Below are 16,638 nucleotides of genomic sequence, written 5' to 3' on the forward strand. Positions count from 1 at the left end.
ATTGTCGCTCGAAAAGCATAAAAAAAATCGGAAACCGTTAGACAACAGGCTTCCGACAAGTCATCAGTAGACTGACGTTGAAGATTTATTTGTATTTTCGAGTATTTCTTTCACTCTATTTAGGAATTTACCACATACAAGTCCATCAAGCACACGATGATCTAAAGATAAACATAAATTCACAATATCACGTGCAGCAAACATGCCACCAGGTAAAACAACAGGTTTCTTAACAATACTTTCCACCTGAAGAATAGCTGCTTGCGGGTAATTAATAATTCCCATCGATTGCACAGAGCCAAATGCCCCTGTATTGTTAACGGTGAATGTACCACCTTTAATATCATCCATCGTTAATTTTCCTGCTCGAACCTTGACTGCAAGCTCATGAATTTCCTTGGCAATCCCTTTAATGGATTTTTCATCTGCATGTTTAATGACAGGTACAAATAGAGCATCATCCGTTGCCACAGCAATCGAAATATTAATATCATGCTTTTGAATAATTTTATCATCAGCCCATGTGGAATTCATGATTGGGAACTCCTTTAAGGCTTGCGCCACCGCTTTTACAAAGAACGCGAAATAAGTAAGGTTAAAGCCTTCCTTATGCTTAAATTCATGCTTTAAGCTATCGCGATAAGCCACTAAATCCGTTACATCCACTTCCATCATCATCCAAGCATGCGGGACCTCATGTACACTTCTTACCATATTATTGGCAATTGCACGACGTACCTTCGTCACAGGAATTTCAATATCACCTGCTTGAATAGGTTGAGCAGGGGCTGCTGGTGGTTGCTGTGTTTCACGCACTAGTGATGCTGGCTCAGCTGTTGGTTGAGCAGGAGCTGGTGTAGACGCTACCTCTTGAGCAGTTGGGATATTGCCACTGTCAATGAGTTTTAATAAGTCTTTTCTTGTAATACGTCCACCTTCCCCCGTTCCAGTGACATGCTCTAAGGCAATATCATGCTCCTGTGCAAGTCGTAAAACGGCTGGTGAATAGCGTATTTTATCCTTACGCGCTTCCTTTGGTGCAGCAGCTGGTGGCGATGCTGGCGGCTGTACCTCCTGTTTTCTTTGGATACCTGCATTTAAAATGGCTGTACTAACGGCTGATTTTTTTTCTGGAGGTGGTGAAGGCAAGTCATTATCTCCTGCGATTTCAATCGAGCATACAACTGCTCCAACAGGTAATGTTTGTCCTTCTTGTGCAATAAGCTCTGTAATAACCCCTTCAAACGATGATGGGATTTCTGCATTTACTTTATCTGTCACAACCTCTGCTAGTGGATCATATTTTTTCACCGTATCGCCAGGTTTAACAAGCCATTTTTCAATTGTACCTTCTGTGACACTTTCGCCAAGCTGTGGCATTGTAATATTTTGAACTGCCATCCTTTATTCCTCCCATCAATTAAACCTAAGCGTCATTGCGCCTGATGCAATAGGTCTTCAGCAGATGTTGATTTATGCCAACATCTGCTTGGTATTTGACATTATTAAAATGCTGCAAGCTTGCGCATTGCACGTTCAACTTTTTCAGGATTAATCATAAAATATTTCTCCATTGTTGGTGCATATGGCATTGCTGGCACATCAGGCCCTGCTAGGCGTTGAATTGGTGCATCAAGCTCAAATAAACAATGTTCGGCAATAATCGCTGCAACTTCGCTCATAATACTGCCTTCTTTATTATCTTCTGTCACCAGCAACACTTTTCCTGTTTTACTCGCTGCCTCGATAATGGCTTCCTTATCAAGAGGATAAACCGTACGCAAGTCAAGAATATGAGCAGAAATACCATCTGCCGCAAGACGCTCTGCTGCTTGGAGGGCAAAGTGGACAGCTAAACCATAGGTAATGACTGTGATATCATCCCCTTCACGTTTTACATCTGCTTTACCAATTGGCAATGTGTAGTCATCTAGTGGTACCTCACCCTTAATTAAGCGATAGGCACGTTTATGCTCGAAAAATAATATCGGATCTTCGTCACGAATCGCTGCTTTCAATAAGCCTTTTGCATCATATGGTGTTGATGGAATAACAATTTTTAAACCTGGTGTCCCTGCAAAAAGTGCTTCAACGGATTGTGAATGATAGAGCGCCCCGTGAATGCCTCCGCCAAATGGTGCACGAATAACCATTGGACAAGTCCAGTCATTATTAGAACGATAACGAATTTTAGCTGCCTCAGAGACAATTTGATTCACCGCAGGCATAATAAAATCAGCAAATTGCATTTCAGCGATTGGTCGCATTCCATACATCGCAGCACCAATACCTACCCCTGCTATCGCACTTTCTGCCAGCGGTGTATCTAGCACGCGATATTCACCAAATTGATCGTATAGACCTGTAGTAGCTTTAAATACGCCACCCTTACGACCAACGTCCTCTCCTAAAATGAAAACTCGCTCATCGCGTTCCATCTCTTCTTTCATTGCTAATGTAATCGCATCAATATAAGACATCACTGCCATTACACGTCACCTCCGTCCACTGGTGCATAGACATATTTTAGTGCATGCTCTGGCTGTGCATAGGGAGCAGCCTCTGCATAATCGGTTGCTTCATTTACTTCAGCCATCACACGTTCTTCGATTTCAGCACGCACCTCTTCTGATAGCACATCTGCATCCATTAAATATTTTTCAAATAATAAAATCGGGTCTTTTGCCTTACCTTCCGCAATATCCTCCGCTGTACGATATTGACGGTCATCATCATCTGAAGAATGGGCAGTTAAACGATATGTCACTGTTTCAATCAAGCTTGGACCTTCTCCATGTCTTGCACGATCCGCTGCCTCTTTGACAACCTTATAGACTTCAAGCGGATTTTTACCATCAACCGTTACCCCTGGCATACCGTAGCCAATCCCGCGATCAGATACTTTCGCACAGCCTAATTGGCGTTCCACTGGTACTGAAATCGCGTATTGATTGTTTTCTACCATAATAATAACGGGTAGCTTATGAACACCTGCAAAATTTGCACCCTCATGGAAGTCCCCTTGGTTGGATGAACCTTCCCCAAGCGTTACAAACGTAATAAAGTCCTGCTGCTGGATTTTCCCTGCGAGTGCTACACCGACTGCATGAGGAACCTGTGTCGTGACAGGAGATGAACCTGTTAAAATTCGATTTTTCTTTTGACCAAAATGACCTGGCATTTGACGCCCACCAGAGTTTGGATCTTCCGCTTTAGCAAAGGCAGATAACATTAACTCCTTTGGTGTCATACCAAAATGTAAAACAACACCCATATCACGATAGTATGGTGCGATATAATCCTTTTGCTTATCAAGCGCAAAGGCTGCGCCAACCTGTGCTGCCTCCTGCCCCTGACACGAAATAACAAAGGGAATTTTACCAGAACGGTTTAATAACCACATACGTTCATCTAATCTTCTCGCCATTAACATTGTTTCGAACATTGCCAGTACATCTTCATTTGATAAACCTAAATCTTCATGCTTGATTTGAACATCTTGCATACGAGCACCCCTTTCGTTTTACCAACAACCGATATCCCTACAGTTGACTAAAAATGGATAGCACGAGCATCCACCGCTAAGGCAGATTCAGCCAAAACCTCATTTAATGATGGATGTGGATGAATCGCCTGACTCATTTCCCATGGTGTTGCATCAAGCACTTTCGCTAATGACGCCTCTCCAATTAGATCAGTTACATGTGGTCCTACCATATGAATACCTAAAATATCATCTGTTTCTTGATCAGCAATAATTTTAACAAAGCCCTCTGTTTCCCCATTTACTAACGCTTTACCAATTGCCTTAAATGGGAATTTGCCAATTTTTAATGACAGGCCTTGGTCTTTTGCAGCATTTTCTGTTAAGCCAATACTAGCAACCTCAGGATATGAATAGACGCATTTTGGTACTTTCAACGCATCGATTGCTTCTGTTTTACCTGTTGCAATATGTTCAATAGCTGATAAACCTTCATGAGAAGCAACATGTGCTAATTGTAAGCCGCCAATCACATCCCCTATGGCATACATATGTGCTTCCTTCGTTTGATAACAATCATTCACTTTAATAAAGCCATTTTCCACTTCGATTTCCGTATTTTCTAAGCCAATACCTTGTGTATTTGCTTCACGTCCTACGCATAGCAATAGCTTCTCTGCTGCAAACACTTCTTCCTGCTCATGCACATTCGCAGCAATGAAAACGTTATCATTTCCAATTTTGAACGTATTTGTATCAAGTCTCGCATTGGTCACAATACGAACACCTCGTTTTTCCAGCTGCTTTGTTACTTCTTTGACAATATCTGCATCCTCTGCTGGCAAAATAGTTGGTCCATATTCCACAACTGTTACATTCACACCAAAATCACAAAGCATGGACGCCCATTCAATGCCGATAACACCGCCGCCAACAATCAATAGGGATGCTGGTAGCTGCGCTAGCTCTAAGGCATGGTCTGAGTTCAATACATATTGACCGTCAACTGTTAAGCCTGCCATTCCTCTTGGCTTTGAGCCTGTTGCAATGACGACATTTGTGGGCACAAGCATTTCATTTTCTGTGCCATTTGCCATTTCAACAGATATAGTTCCCGGCATCGGTGAAAAAATAGATGGTCCTAAAATTCGACCTGTGCCATGATAAACATCTATTTTGCCCTTTTTCATCAGTGCATTGACACCTTGACTTAGTTGCTCAACAATGGCTTGTTTACGAGCCTGAACTTTATCGAATTGTAATGTTACACCTTCAATATCGACACCATATTCACTAGCTGTTTTATTTGCCATACGATAGACTTCCGCACTTCGAAGTAAGGCTTTACTTGGAATACAACCCTTATGCAAGCATGTGCCACCTAAACGCTCACGCTCCACAATCGCTGTTTTCAACCCTAGCTGTGCAGCACGAATCGCTGCAACATAACCGCCTGTACCTCCACCTAAAATGACAACATCATAATTTTGAGCCATATGGATTCCCCCTTTTGAGAAAAGTGCTAAAGTATCAATCTATTAATCTGTGCTTTAGCTTCACTTTATGGTGCTGTTAAAAATGAAGAGCTTTTTTATATAAGCTCTTCATAAAAATTTCGTTATAAATGGTAAAAATCCGCTTTATTTTTTGACAAATATCACACTGGATCAGTGCTTTTTACTTCATCATCTTTTAACGACCATGTAAAATATTTTTTTCATTTTGTAAGAATTGGCTGCGAGATTTTGCTACACGAGCAATGCGCTCTTCCGCTAAACGATTGGCTGCCACATATGTTGGGATACCATCACGCTTTGATATCGCAAAGATTTTCTCAATGCTATCATAAATCCCATCCACACGCTTCATTGCACGCTCACGATTATAGCCATATAGTTCATCCGCAACGTTAATAACCCCACCAGCGTTAATCACATAGTCTGGCGCATAAACAATGCCTAAATCATGAAGAACATCCCCATGACGTGAATCTTTTAATTGGTTATTCGCTGATCCCGCAACAACCTTCGCCTTTAACTGTGGAATTGTTTCATCATTTAAAATTGCCCCTAATGCACAAGGAGAAAAGATATCAACTTCCTGTGCATAGATTTCATCAGGTGCTACTGCAATTGCCCCAAAGTCAGTGACAACTCGATCAATTGCTGCCTGATTAATATCTGTGACAACAAGTTTTGCTCCTTCATTATGTAAATACTCGCAAAGCTTGTAGGCTACATTTCCTAGGCCCTGTACAGACACTTTTCGTCCTTCCAATGAATCTGAACCGAATGCTTCCTTAGCGGCTGCTTTCATACCACGATAAACGCCATAAGCTGTTACTGGAGACGGATTGCCTGATGAACCAAATGCAGGAGAAATACCTGTTACATAGTTTGTTTCCTCATGGATTAAATCCATATCTGTTACCGTTGTTCCAACATCTTCCGCTGTAATATAACGACCATTTAGCCCTTGAATAAAACGGCCTAATGCACGAAACATTTCTTCATTTTTATCTTTAAATGGATCACCAATAATTACTGTTTTTCCGCCGCCAAGGTTTAAACCAGCTGCAGCATTTTTGTAAGTCATTCCTCGCGCTAAGCGTAAAGCATCTTCAATAGCATTTTCCTCAGATGCATATGTCCACATACGCGCGCCGCCAAGTGCTGGTCCAAGTGTTGTATCATGGATAGCAATAACCGCCTTTAACCCTGATGCTTCATCTTGGCAAAATACCAATTGTTCATAATCATACTTTTCCATATACTTGAAGATTTCCATGAAACTCGCCCCTTTGCTTTGGAAGGTGCATCCCCAAATGCCCATCCTAATCAAGTTTTATTGAACAATTTATTTTCTCCCTGGCATCATGCTCGCTACATATAAAAAATCATAAGGCTGATTTTTCTTTTTTAGTAGGTGTTTAGACCCCAATATAGGTAGAAAAAATTGTTTAGTAATGGATAATATTGCTCCACTTATTTTTACAATACTGACAAATTCACAATTTCGCAACTATTATTACATAATCTTGTTTAAGTAACAATTTTCTAAATATTCAGTTATAAAAACTCCTTTATGTAGAGGGAGGAAGTCGCTTCTCGGCCTTCCTTGACATTCCCCTATCCACAGGTACAATAATAATAGGAATAAGGAGGGGTATCTATGGCCCGTTTAGCTGCATTTATTGTAATGCTTATTCCAGGTCTTATGGCTGCAGGTGGCATTAAATTTATGCGTGATACATTATTTGGTAAGCTCATCTCGCCTTTCCCATTTTTATGGCTACAATTTGTTGTAGGTGTCATTTTCTTTGTTGTTGGTTTTGGCTTTTTCGCAGGATTTTTACTGCATCGGGACAGAAAGAATGGAAAAGTAGCGCCTCGCTTCCAAAAAAAATAAAAATAGCTATCCAAATAAGTCCATATTGACTTACTGGATAGCTATTTTTATGCACGCTGTTGTGCTGCTAAAACTTTATCAGGATAATCTGTAATCCACCCAATCACAGCAGGATGTGGATTAGTTAGGAACTGTTCTGTGCCATCAATCGCATAAAAACGACAGGCTTTGTCATTGAGCACACAAGCTTCTAAATAGCGTGGTTTATAATATCTTTTATGCATATGAACAGTATCAGCAGCACGATAATCAGCCAATAAATCCCACTTTATTTTTTTCGTTGCAATAAGAGCTGTTTCATATTTTGGTCGTTGTTTTTTGACAATTTCCAACAATTCATAATGAAAAGATGAAAAATGACTACCATTTGGTAATACTAAACCATCCAGCATACGCACCAGGGCACTTGTTTGATCAAGCCCAGTGGATTTGAGCTCAATATTCAAAGGCATCTGGTGCAAGGTTGCCCATGCTAAGACCGTCTCAAAGGAGGGCATTTTATAGGATGAAAAAAGGCGTCTCCAAGGCTTCCCTAGCTTAAAGTCTAGCAGCTCCTCTAGCGTGCAATCACTGACCAGCTTATTTGTACCTACCAATCTCGATAACTGTGGATCATGGTACACAACGGGCAGTCCATCCTTTGAAAATTGAATATCTAATTCAATCCCATCAGCTCCTAGCGCCAGTGCCTTATCAAAAGCTTTCAACGTATTCTCCAGCGCATAGGCAGAGGCACCACGATGTGCAAAGACAGGAATAGCCGGTAGACTAGACATTAAGCTCACCAAACTCTACCAGGAATTTACCATTGGTCATTTTACTTAACAGGGATGATTTTCTTCCGATTTGAATATATGTGCCAGGATGTGCTTCCTTCGTCACAATAATCTCCTCTTTTCCCACAAGACGCAATTCCTCCATCTGTAATTTAATTTCACGATCCAATGTTACTGCTTCGGCCTTTAATGCTGTCAAAGCCTGCTTGGTCACTTCAAAAGTAGCCGTCTGTTCTTTTGACAGTTGATTGAGAATCGGTAGTATACCTTTTATTTTTCCCTCATGTACTAAAATTTCTGCCTGCACTTGTTTAAGCTGTGCTGCCTTTTCTTGCACCAGTAAATGACCTTCCTGCTTATTGACGCTTTCAATAATCAAATCTGTTCGTCGCTCTAATCGATTACCTGATATAGCTGTAACAATCGTATTTTTCGCTATTGTACGTCCACCAATAATTTTCCCTTTTCGTTCGTCCACAAAAATAGATTGTGCAGAAAGTTGCGAGCCTAGGGCATAAAAACCAATATGAATACTATCAGCCGCAAATAAATTTGCTTCATTCACATGCTTGACAAAAATATTACCACCCGCCTCAACAATCGTTGTGCCAAGTCCAAAGATGCCTCCACGAATGTAAACATCCCCCTCAATGGATTTAATTAGCTTGGCTCCACTGACACCTTCTGCGCCATCAATGGAAATATCACCAGTGGCAATCACCGTGTAGCCAGTGGTAACCGTTCCTTTAATACTAAGAGAGCCATTGAATTCTAAATTCCCTGTTTCAATGCCGACATCACCGTGGATAGGGAGATGCCTGTTTACACCAATCATTCCCTTGACATCGTCTAAAACACCCGCAATTTTAGACCGAATCACGATTTTTCCGTCCTCTTCCACTTCATAGGCCGATTTTGTATCATAACGGATAGGAAAATCTCGTCCTGGTACAGCAGCGATCACTCCGCCTAGCACATTTTTGCCTGGCATCCCCAATGTTGCAGGGATTTTTTCACCTAGCCATGAGCCTTCTGAAATTTCTGATATAAAATTCATATCATAATAATCTGCTTTTCCATCTTCACGTATCACTGGCTTTCTCTCGGGTTTAGGTAAGTATGTAATTTGCGCATCCATCCCTGCTATAGGTGGCGTTCCTTGAGCAATTAAAAATGCTTTTCCGGGTTCAGCTTTCGAAATATCGAAATCTAAAATCCCATAAACAATCCCTCTTTCTTCAATATTTTCTAAAATTTGCTGTGTTAATTTTTCTTTGTGATTCTGAATATATTCATACGTTTCATATATAACAACAGAGGCTGACATTTGATCACGTGCAATCTCAGCTTCTATGTTTGGAAGCCAGCGTCCAATTTCAACGGCACTTGTGCTTACTGTGGATAGGACAGTCTTTAATACTGAAAAATTAGATAACTTTAGCCGCGGATGACTACGTAGAATGCTGTCAAATTCTTTTAATGGGAAACCTATCTTAAAAGTAAGCATAAATACCTTGCCGTTTTCTTCAGAAATTTCGAAGTTTTCATTTCGAACTAGAATCAAGCTACCTCCTCCTTCCCTCTATATGTAAGTATATACAATCTACTTACATTTGTTTAGAGACCATTGTCACTACCAAGAAAGAAAATAGAACTAGTTAATCATTAAATTCTCTATCAATATTTTATTTTTTCACTATCATTAGGTACATTTAATTAGAGGTGAATTGTACTTTTTAATAAAAAAGACTTTAAATTTAAACTTATTCTATTCAGGTAATGAAAGCAGCTCATTCATCATTGACCTGTTATAAAATCTCCTTTTATTATTCACCCTACAATAAATTAGGTCTTTATATCTAATGTAAACACTATATTATCCCTACGTTATTGGTCAAAGTATGCGGATAAAGCCGTCCCTATGTAAAATGTAGCACCAAGCTGCTTCACTTGCTCATATGACATATAGTAAATAGTGATTTGACCATCTATTGCTAAACGTACTTCAAATAGATCATTGTCCACATACGTTAATTCTAAAGAATTCATGCCATCTAATTGAAAATTTACTGTTTTCATATGTTATCACCTGTTTGGTAGTAGTATGTTTGCTACTCTCTATTATACGAGCTTTAGCAACATCCTACCCTTTTATTATCTGAGATCCAAATGATGTTACAAAATTATATTTAAGATGAAAGTTCTGCCTAAAGTGACAACTTGTTTTTATTCACAAGTTGTCACTTTACTTATTCTATGTTACGCTTTATAAATAACCAGATATGTAAAGCTCTTGATGAAGCACAAGCTTTAAAAGAGAGCTTTTATCATAAAAACTATTTTTATTTTAGGAGGATGTTATGAATTTAAAAAAGATTGGTATTTTGTCAACTTTGTCACTTTCCCTTTTATTAACGGGATGTGGCAATAAAGAAGAAAAAGTCGTTTCTGATAGTGTAGGAGAGGCTGTTAATTATACAGTGACTGGCATTGAACCGGGTGCAGGTATTACAGATGCTACACATAGAGTATTAGATGGATATGAGAATTTAGCAGGCTGGGATATTGAAGAAAGTTCCACAGCGGGGATGCTCATTCTTTTGGATGAGGCTATCAAGAACGAGGAGCCAATTGTCGTGACAGGCTGGACACCGCACTGGATGTTTGAAGAATTTGATTTAAAATTTTTAGATGACCCTAAAAATGTTTATGGTGGAACGGAAAACATTCATACCCTTGCAAGACTTGGCCTTGATAAGGATATGCCAAATGCCTATAAAATTTTAGATGCTTTTCAGTGGGATGTAGAAGACATGCAGGCTGTGATGGCAGAGGCAGAAAAATCTTCATTTGAGGAAGCGGCTGAGAATTGGGTCACAAATAATCAGGAGAAGGTCAATGAATGGCTAGCAGGCACAGAAAAAGTCGATGGCGAAACCATTCGCGTCGTTTCTGTCCCGTGGGAATCTGAACAAGCCTCGTCCAATGTCATCAAATATGTCTTAACCGAACAAGGCTATAACGTCGAGCTAACAGAAGTCGATCCAGCTATCATGTTCCAAGCAGTTGCGATGGATTCTGCTGATGTTACGGTTGCCCCTTGGCTACCAATGACACATAAAACCTTCTATGAGCAGCACAAAGACAACGTGATCGACTTAGGACCAAATATGGAAGGCGCACGCTCTGGCTTAGCTGTACCAACATATGTAGATATTGATTCTATTGAAGAACTTGAAGCAAAATAAACCATGCTAAAACAGAAAAATCCATATATGCTGACACTTACTCAGCATATATGGATTTTTGTTTAAAAAATAGTAAATTGTACATCCTATTTTTAGAAAACAATACAATATTATCATTTAAACTTAGCAAAATAAGGAAAATTTCTTATTTATGTACGCAGCTTGCCTTTCTAACAATAAAGTCAGATTTTATTAGCTGGAATTTAGACGATGACTTTCCTTTAATAAAAGGATATTGAACTACTTGATAATTATCAACCAAGTTTATCCTATAGCACACACTCTCTACATCTAATGGATTTTTGATATTATCGATTAATTATTCAAATAGTTTTTTAATAACTCAACTTCAAACATTACTTTTTTTGCCAGTTTCGTTGTTTCTATAAGCTGCGGTTACATTTCTGTATTTTTTGCTGTTTGCTGCATAATAACATCAACTTTTGCCTCAAGTCTATCTAATTTTACACCTTGGCTATCAACTTTCACCTCAAGCTTATCTAACTTCTCACTTTGACTATCAACTTTCGTTTCAAGCTTGTTAACCTTCGCCTCGAGCTTATCTAACTTCTCGCCTTGGCTATCAACTTTCGCCTCAAGCTTATCAACTTTCACCTCGAGCTTATCTACTGTAATCTTTAATTCCTTCAGGCCTTCTTGCATCTCGCTCAACATGTTAACTAATGTATGAAACTCACCCTTGTCCACCCTTATCCCTCCTCCACCATAAAATTATGTTGTTAAATTATATCATATAAAGCTGTAGTGGACTATATGTGTATTATGGGTCTAAACGCTAGTTGTATAAAAAAATAAACAACTAGAGCCTTCTCAATAATTTTATATGCTGTGACACAGGAATGAAAGCATACTTTATAATTGGCTATGGTCGTATCCAAGAAGTTTTTTTAATTTTTCCCTTCTATCAAACGTAGTGATCAACATTTATATAAATATCCACTCATAGCTTTTTTAATGTCTTTTCCAAAAATTATTTGGCAGCCCCATCCAATATGCAATTATCTATTTTTCATGTAAAAAAACACACCTCCTATTCAGCCTGTTTTATAAACGGATAAACGGGAAGTGTGTGAATTTACGCATATATCATTCGTTATTTATAGCCTTTTTAAGTATTTAAAGGTATATAATTCTATACAAAAGCCTTACCAATAGACTTCAAACCCTTATATATGAATGCTTTATACACTTAACTAGCCATCATATCAATGCGAATTTTATCAGCAATCATGGCGATGAACTCGGAATTGGTTGGCTTAGACTTTAGATGGTGGACTGTGTAGCCAAACATGGATGAGATCGATTCATAGTTTCCTCGATTCCAGGCAACCTCGATGGCATGACGAATGGCACGTTCAACTCGTGATGGTGTGGTGTTGAACTTTTTCGCGATTTCTGGATATAAAATTTTTGTGACAGAGCCGAGTAGCTCAATATCCTCAAATACCATTTGAATAGCTTCACGCAAATAAGAGTACCCTTTAATATGTGCAGGTACACCAATTTCTTTAATAATTGCTGTAATTGTACTGTCTAACTGATGTTGGTTTAATTTTTGAGGCGCTGCTGGCTGTAAGACGCTTGATTTCTTTGGAAGTGTCGCCTTTTGTCCTGCACAGTGTAAAATCTTTTGCACCAATTGATCGAATTCAAATGGCTTTAGCATAAAGTAGGAGGCTCCTAATTCGACTGCCTGCTTCATGACATCTTCCTGACCAAAAGCAGTTAGCATAATGACTTGAATGGCTGCCATTTTTTCATTTTGGTACATGGCCTCTAATACCGCTAACCCATCGAGATGGGGCATTATAATGTCGAGAAGCAAAATATCTGGCGTAAATTCCTCCAGCATTTGAAGACAAACTTTTCCATTTGAAGCAGTTGCTATAATTTCTATTTCTGAATGTCCCTGAAAATATTGTTCCATTGTTTTTAATAACTCACGATTATCATCTGCAATCGCTACTTTTATTTTTGTCATCCCAATTCCTCCTTCTGGACTTGCTTTGAACCGTTCAAAGCGATAACTATCCCCTAATGCCTTTTTGGCACACTGTGAAATTTTCGACATTTTTGCTTTAAAAACCTTTTCTATTTTCAAAAATGAGTATGTAGTCTGATACTTTCTTTTTATATCGACAAGTTACGCTAAAGAATGGCAATTTGTCGAATGTCCCTATCCCTTATTTTAGATAAAAAAGTAAAATAAAACTACAGTTTTTTAATTATCCTGTCAACTTGGAATATATTTGGTAAAAGAATGAATAAAGGCAAAAATCCGCGATGTTTTCTGCGGAAAAAAGCAAGATAGAAATCAAGGGCCTATTATGCGATTTTCTCCACAGAACATAAAGCGGATTTTTGCCATGCATCCTCTCTTATGAGGACTTGCGTAACATTTCTGCTACAGTTAGCGCTGCTCCTTTTTTAGGCTCCTCCACAAACATATGTGTCACAGCACCCACAAAACGTCCATCTTGTATAATAGGACTACCACTCATTCCCTGCAAAATACCACCTGTTTTTGCAATAAGCTTATCGTCAGATACGATAAATTCAAGGCGTTCATTGTCAAGTTTTGTAATTTCAATGGAAAAGGTTTCTACCTTACTGCCTTCTATGGCTGTGTAAATTTCTGCTTTTCCAAGTTTTATATCTTTTTCATGCATAATTTCAATGGCTTTGGGTAATCTTTGTTGATAGCTCTCTTCCCAGCGGCCAAAAATACCATAAACCGTATTTTTATCGATGCTGCCTAGCCGCTCTTGATGTTTTTCAATGGAGGATATTTTATAGCCAGGTTGACCTGGTGTGCTTTTACGAATTTGTTGAATCGAAGCTAAAAAAATGGAACCTGCTTTAAATACCGGGGCCTCTTGTAGGGTTGAATCGATAATTTGATGACCAAGTGCACCATAATTTTTTGTCTCTGGATCAATATACGTCAATGTCCCTACTCCATCTGTTTCATCTTTTAAAAAGGAAATGACATGCTCTGCTTCTTGGTTTTGTAATGCCAGTGTAATTTGTTTGCCTTCACTATTAATCGTCCATTGCTGCTGTCCTTGTTGCGCAATAGCTTGTTTGGCATCAGCCAATGTTTTTACAGGTATATTATTGATTTTTTCAATAACAGCGCCTCCCTTCATCCACTGATTGGAAGCCAGTAGTACATCATGTGCGACAAATACATGTGATAATTGAAGCTGAATGCCAATTGCTTCCCCCATCGGAATGAGCTTTTTAGCCGCAGAAGCTTGAATGGGCGTCATAAATAAAAAGATGAGCATAGGCAAAATGACTAATTGACGCCAACGACGATTCATACGACACCTCCTTTTCATTTTTGTCTTTTTACTATGTGTTGTTGTGTCATTCTTATAAGCGGTAAATATTTGCGCAAAATGAAAAAACCCAAAAACAGCTTCCACTGCTTTTGGGATTCATATTAACGTAATTGTTTTTTGCGTTCTTCCGCCATTGTTAAAAGCTCTGTAGCATGTTGTAGGGTTAGATCGGTAATTTCTGCCCCAGACATCATACGACTGACCTCTTCAATTCGTGCATGTTGATCAATTTCCGCTAAAGATGTAAATGTTCGATCATGTTCGACTTCTTTTTTAATAAAATAATGATGATCCGCCATTGCAGCGACTTGTGGTAAATGGGAAATACATAAAACTTGCGAATTAATGGAAATTGCCGCAATTTTTTCAGCAATTGCTTGCGCCACTCGACCGCTAACACCTGTGTCCACTTCATCAAAAATAATGGAGGTAATACCATTAGAAGAAGAAAAAATTGTTTTTAGTGCCAGCATCATTCGTGATAATTCTCCTCCCGATGCAATTTTCGGTAAGGATTTTGGTGGTTCTCCCACATTTGTAGAGATATAGAAAACAATTAGATCCCTACCATTGGCATCGAAATAGGATAATTCCTCGAAATTAACAATAAATTTTGCCTTTTCCATATGTAATTCACGTAGCTCTGCCATAATTGCCTCACTTAACTGTTGGGCAGCTGCTTTCCGTACTGTTGAAAGCTGTGTGGCTAGCTCATTTAATACCGCTTCCATTTCCACTACTCTACGCTCTTTTACCTGCAAAATTTCATCACGATTCAGCAGCTTATTTAACTCTGTTTTAATTTTTTCATAATAGGCTAAAATCTCTGCCACCGTTGAACCATACTTGCGCTTTAAATTTTGCAGTAAGGCTAGACGTTGCTCTACATCATTTAAACGAGCAGGATCAAACTCTAATTCATCTAAAGCATTTTTAACCTGATAAGCGGCATCCTGTAAAGCATAAAAGGCAGTTGTCACGGCTTCAGAGGCCTCTTTAAATTGCTCATCAACAGTGGCTGCGTCTTCTAATGCACCCATGGCATTGCCAATCCAATCAAGACCCTTTGACTCCCCTTGGATGGCTTCATAGGCTGCACTAGAGCGTTCAAAAATTTTATTAAAATTCATGAGACGGCGACGCTCATCCAGAAGCTCGTCTTCCTCGCCAAGCTTTAAATTGGCTTCCTCTAGCTCCTTTATTTGAAATTGATACAAATCAATCCGCTGTGCCATTAATTGCTCATCGATTGAAATGGAAGCTAATTCCTTTTTAAGCAGACGGTATTCCTCATACTGTGCACTATACACTATTTGAACGGACGCAAGTTGCTCCTCTGCAAAATGATCAAGTAAGTGAATATGTTGCTTCTCATCCATTAGCTCTTGATTTTCATGCTGACCATGAATATCAATTAAGCTGGCTCCAATCTCCCTTAGTACCGATAATGGTACAAGCTTACCATTGACACGGCAAATACTTTTACCTGAATCATTGAGATCACGACGTAAAATAATGGTGTCCTCCTCTATTTCAATACCAGCCTCCTCTAGTTTTCTAAGAACAGGATGATCTGTACTTGAAATTTGAAATAAGCCACCTAATTCTGCTTTTCTTGCGCCATGACGAATAAATTCAGAATTGCCACGTCCACCAGCAAGTAAATGGACAGCATCTATAATAATGGATTTCCCCGCACCCGTTTCACCTGTTAATACAGTTAAACCTTCTGAAAAACTAACGGTCAAATCCTCAATGATGGCAAAGTTTCGAATACTAAGCTCTCTTAACACAAAATGTCACCTCTGAATTAAATTCCCCGCTATTTTACAGCATATCTAATAAACGTTTTTTTGTATTTTCACGTTCATTTTCATCTCGACAAATAATTAAAATCGTATCGTCCCCAGAAATTGTGCCTAAAATTTCTGGCCAATCTAAATGGTCAAGCAATGATGCGATGGCATTGGCATTCCCCGGAAGAGCCTTCATCACTAAAAAATGCGATGCCCCATCAATGCTGACAAAGGCATCTGCCAATGCACGATGTAATTTTTGCATAGGATTGAATCGTTGGTCAGCGGGCAAGCTATATTTATAACGTCCATCCTGTAATGGCACTTTCACCAAATGCAGCTCTTTAATATCGCGTGATACGGTTGCCTGTGTCACATTATAGCCTGCTTCCTTTAAAAAATCGACTAAATCATCCTGTGTTTCAATCTCATGATTGGCAATAATATCCCGAATTCGTATATGTCTTTGGCTTTTATTCATGGCCGTCACCTCTTATAAATAATTAAGTATATGTATATTTACACTACCATTTTCAACAAAAAAGCACAAGAAAAAAC

Annotated in this window: 15 protein-coding genes; 2 read left to right on the plus strand and 13 right to left on the minus strand. The window is 39.0% G+C overall.

Annotated elements, in window-relative coordinates:
- Positions 1–63: 63 nt before the first annotated feature.
- From MHB44_RS13575 to MHB44_RS13595, 5 genes are all read right to left on the minus strand, one after another.
- Entirely contained in the window at positions 64–1,401 is a 1,338-nt protein-coding gene (locus tag MHB44_RS13575; RefSeq protein ID WP_341299586.1) for a dihydrolipoamide acetyltransferase family protein, read from the minus strand.
- Between the two features lie 104 nt (positions 1,402–1,505).
- Positions 1,506–2,489, minus strand: coding sequence for an alpha-ketoacid dehydrogenase subunit beta (locus MHB44_RS13580; protein ID WP_341299587.1), 984 nt, complete (start codon positions 2,487–2,489; stop codon positions 1,506–1,508).
- Complete coding sequence (locus MHB44_RS13585; RefSeq protein WP_341299588.1) at positions 2,489–3,505, minus strand: thiamine pyrophosphate-dependent dehydrogenase E1 component subunit alpha; 1,017 nt, start codon at positions 3,503–3,505, stop codon at positions 2,489–2,491. Before MHB44_RS13585 ends, MHB44_RS13580 begins: the two co-directional genes overlap by 1 nt.
- Positions 3,506–3,552: 47 nt before the next feature.
- Entirely contained in the window at positions 3,553–4,980 is a 1,428-nt protein-coding gene (gene lpdA, locus MHB44_RS13590; protein WP_341299589.1) for a dihydrolipoyl dehydrogenase, read from the minus strand.
- A gap of 196 nt (positions 4,981–5,176) precedes the next feature.
- Positions 5,177–6,271, minus strand: coding sequence for a Glu/Leu/Phe/Val dehydrogenase (locus MHB44_RS13595; RefSeq protein WP_341299590.1), 1,095 nt, complete (start codon positions 6,269–6,271; stop codon positions 5,177–5,179).
- A 384-nt stretch (positions 6,272–6,655) separates the two neighbouring features.
- Here MHB44_RS13595 and MHB44_RS13600 point away from each other — a divergent pair, with 384 nt between their 5' ends.
- Positions 6,656–6,892: a DUF2627 family protein gene (locus tag MHB44_RS13600; RefSeq protein ID WP_341299591.1), complete on the plus strand. Its 237-nt coding sequence runs from the start codon at positions 6,656–6,658 to the stop codon at positions 6,890–6,892.
- A 47-nt stretch (positions 6,893–6,939) separates the two neighbouring features.
- On the opposite strand, the gene MHB44_RS13605 is transcribed toward MHB44_RS13600, so the two are convergent.
- The 3 genes from MHB44_RS13605 to MHB44_RS13615 form a co-directional block, all read right to left on the minus strand.
- Positions 6,940–7,668, minus strand: a complete 729-nt coding sequence (locus tag MHB44_RS13605) for a glycerophosphodiester phosphodiesterase (protein WP_341299592.1) — start codon at positions 7,666–7,668, stop codon at positions 6,940–6,942.
- Complete coding sequence (locus MHB44_RS13610; protein ID WP_341299593.1) at positions 7,661–9,232, minus strand: FapA family protein; 1,572 nt, start codon at positions 9,230–9,232, stop codon at positions 7,661–7,663. Before MHB44_RS13610 ends, MHB44_RS13605 begins: the two co-directional genes overlap by 8 nt.
- A gap of 323 nt (positions 9,233–9,555) precedes the next feature.
- Positions 9,556–9,747, minus strand: a complete 192-nt coding sequence (locus tag MHB44_RS13615; RefSeq protein WP_341299594.1) for a hypothetical protein — start codon at positions 9,745–9,747, stop codon at positions 9,556–9,558.
- A 281-nt stretch (positions 9,748–10,028) separates the two neighbouring features.
- Between MHB44_RS13615 and MHB44_RS13620 the strand changes: the two genes are divergently transcribed.
- Positions 10,029–10,916 (plus strand): glycine betaine ABC transporter substrate-binding protein, encoded by an 888-nt coding sequence (locus MHB44_RS13620; RefSeq protein ID WP_341299595.1) that lies wholly within the window; start codon positions 10,029–10,031, stop codon positions 10,914–10,916.
- Positions 10,917–11,312: 396 nt separating this feature from the next.
- Here the strand turns inward: MHB44_RS13620 and MHB44_RS13625 are convergent, their stop codons facing one another.
- From MHB44_RS13625 to argR, 5 genes are all read right to left on the minus strand, one after another.
- Positions 11,313–11,624 (minus strand): hypothetical protein, encoded by a 312-nt coding sequence (locus tag MHB44_RS13625; RefSeq protein ID WP_341299596.1) that lies wholly within the window; start codon positions 11,622–11,624, stop codon positions 11,313–11,315.
- A 502-nt stretch (positions 11,625–12,126) separates the two neighbouring features.
- Positions 12,127–12,918, minus strand: a complete 792-nt coding sequence (spo0A, locus tag MHB44_RS13630; RefSeq protein WP_341299597.1) for a sporulation transcription factor Spo0A — start codon at positions 12,916–12,918, stop codon at positions 12,127–12,129.
- A 397-nt stretch (positions 12,919–13,315) separates the two neighbouring features.
- Positions 13,316–14,263, minus strand: coding sequence for a SpoIVB peptidase S55 domain-containing protein (locus MHB44_RS13635; protein WP_341299598.1), 948 nt, complete (start codon positions 14,261–14,263; stop codon positions 13,316–13,318).
- Positions 14,264–14,385: 122 nt separating this feature from the next.
- Positions 14,386–16,077, minus strand: coding sequence for a DNA repair protein RecN (recN, locus tag MHB44_RS13640; protein ID WP_341299599.1), 1,692 nt, complete (start codon positions 16,075–16,077; stop codon positions 14,386–14,388).
- Positions 16,078–16,111: 34 nt separating this feature from the next.
- The gene (gene argR / locus MHB44_RS13645; protein WP_053994451.1) at positions 16,112–16,561 is read right to left on the minus strand and encodes a transcriptional regulator ArgR; all 450 of its coding nucleotides are present in this window, start codon (positions 16,559–16,561) and stop codon (positions 16,112–16,114) included.
- Positions 16,562–16,638 lie beyond the last annotated feature (77 nt).

It is taken from the genome of Lysinibacillus sp. FSL H8-0500 (assembly GCF_038051955.1).
Classification (GTDB): Bacteria; Bacillota; Bacilli; order Bacillales_A; family Planococcaceae; genus Lysinibacillus; species Lysinibacillus macroides.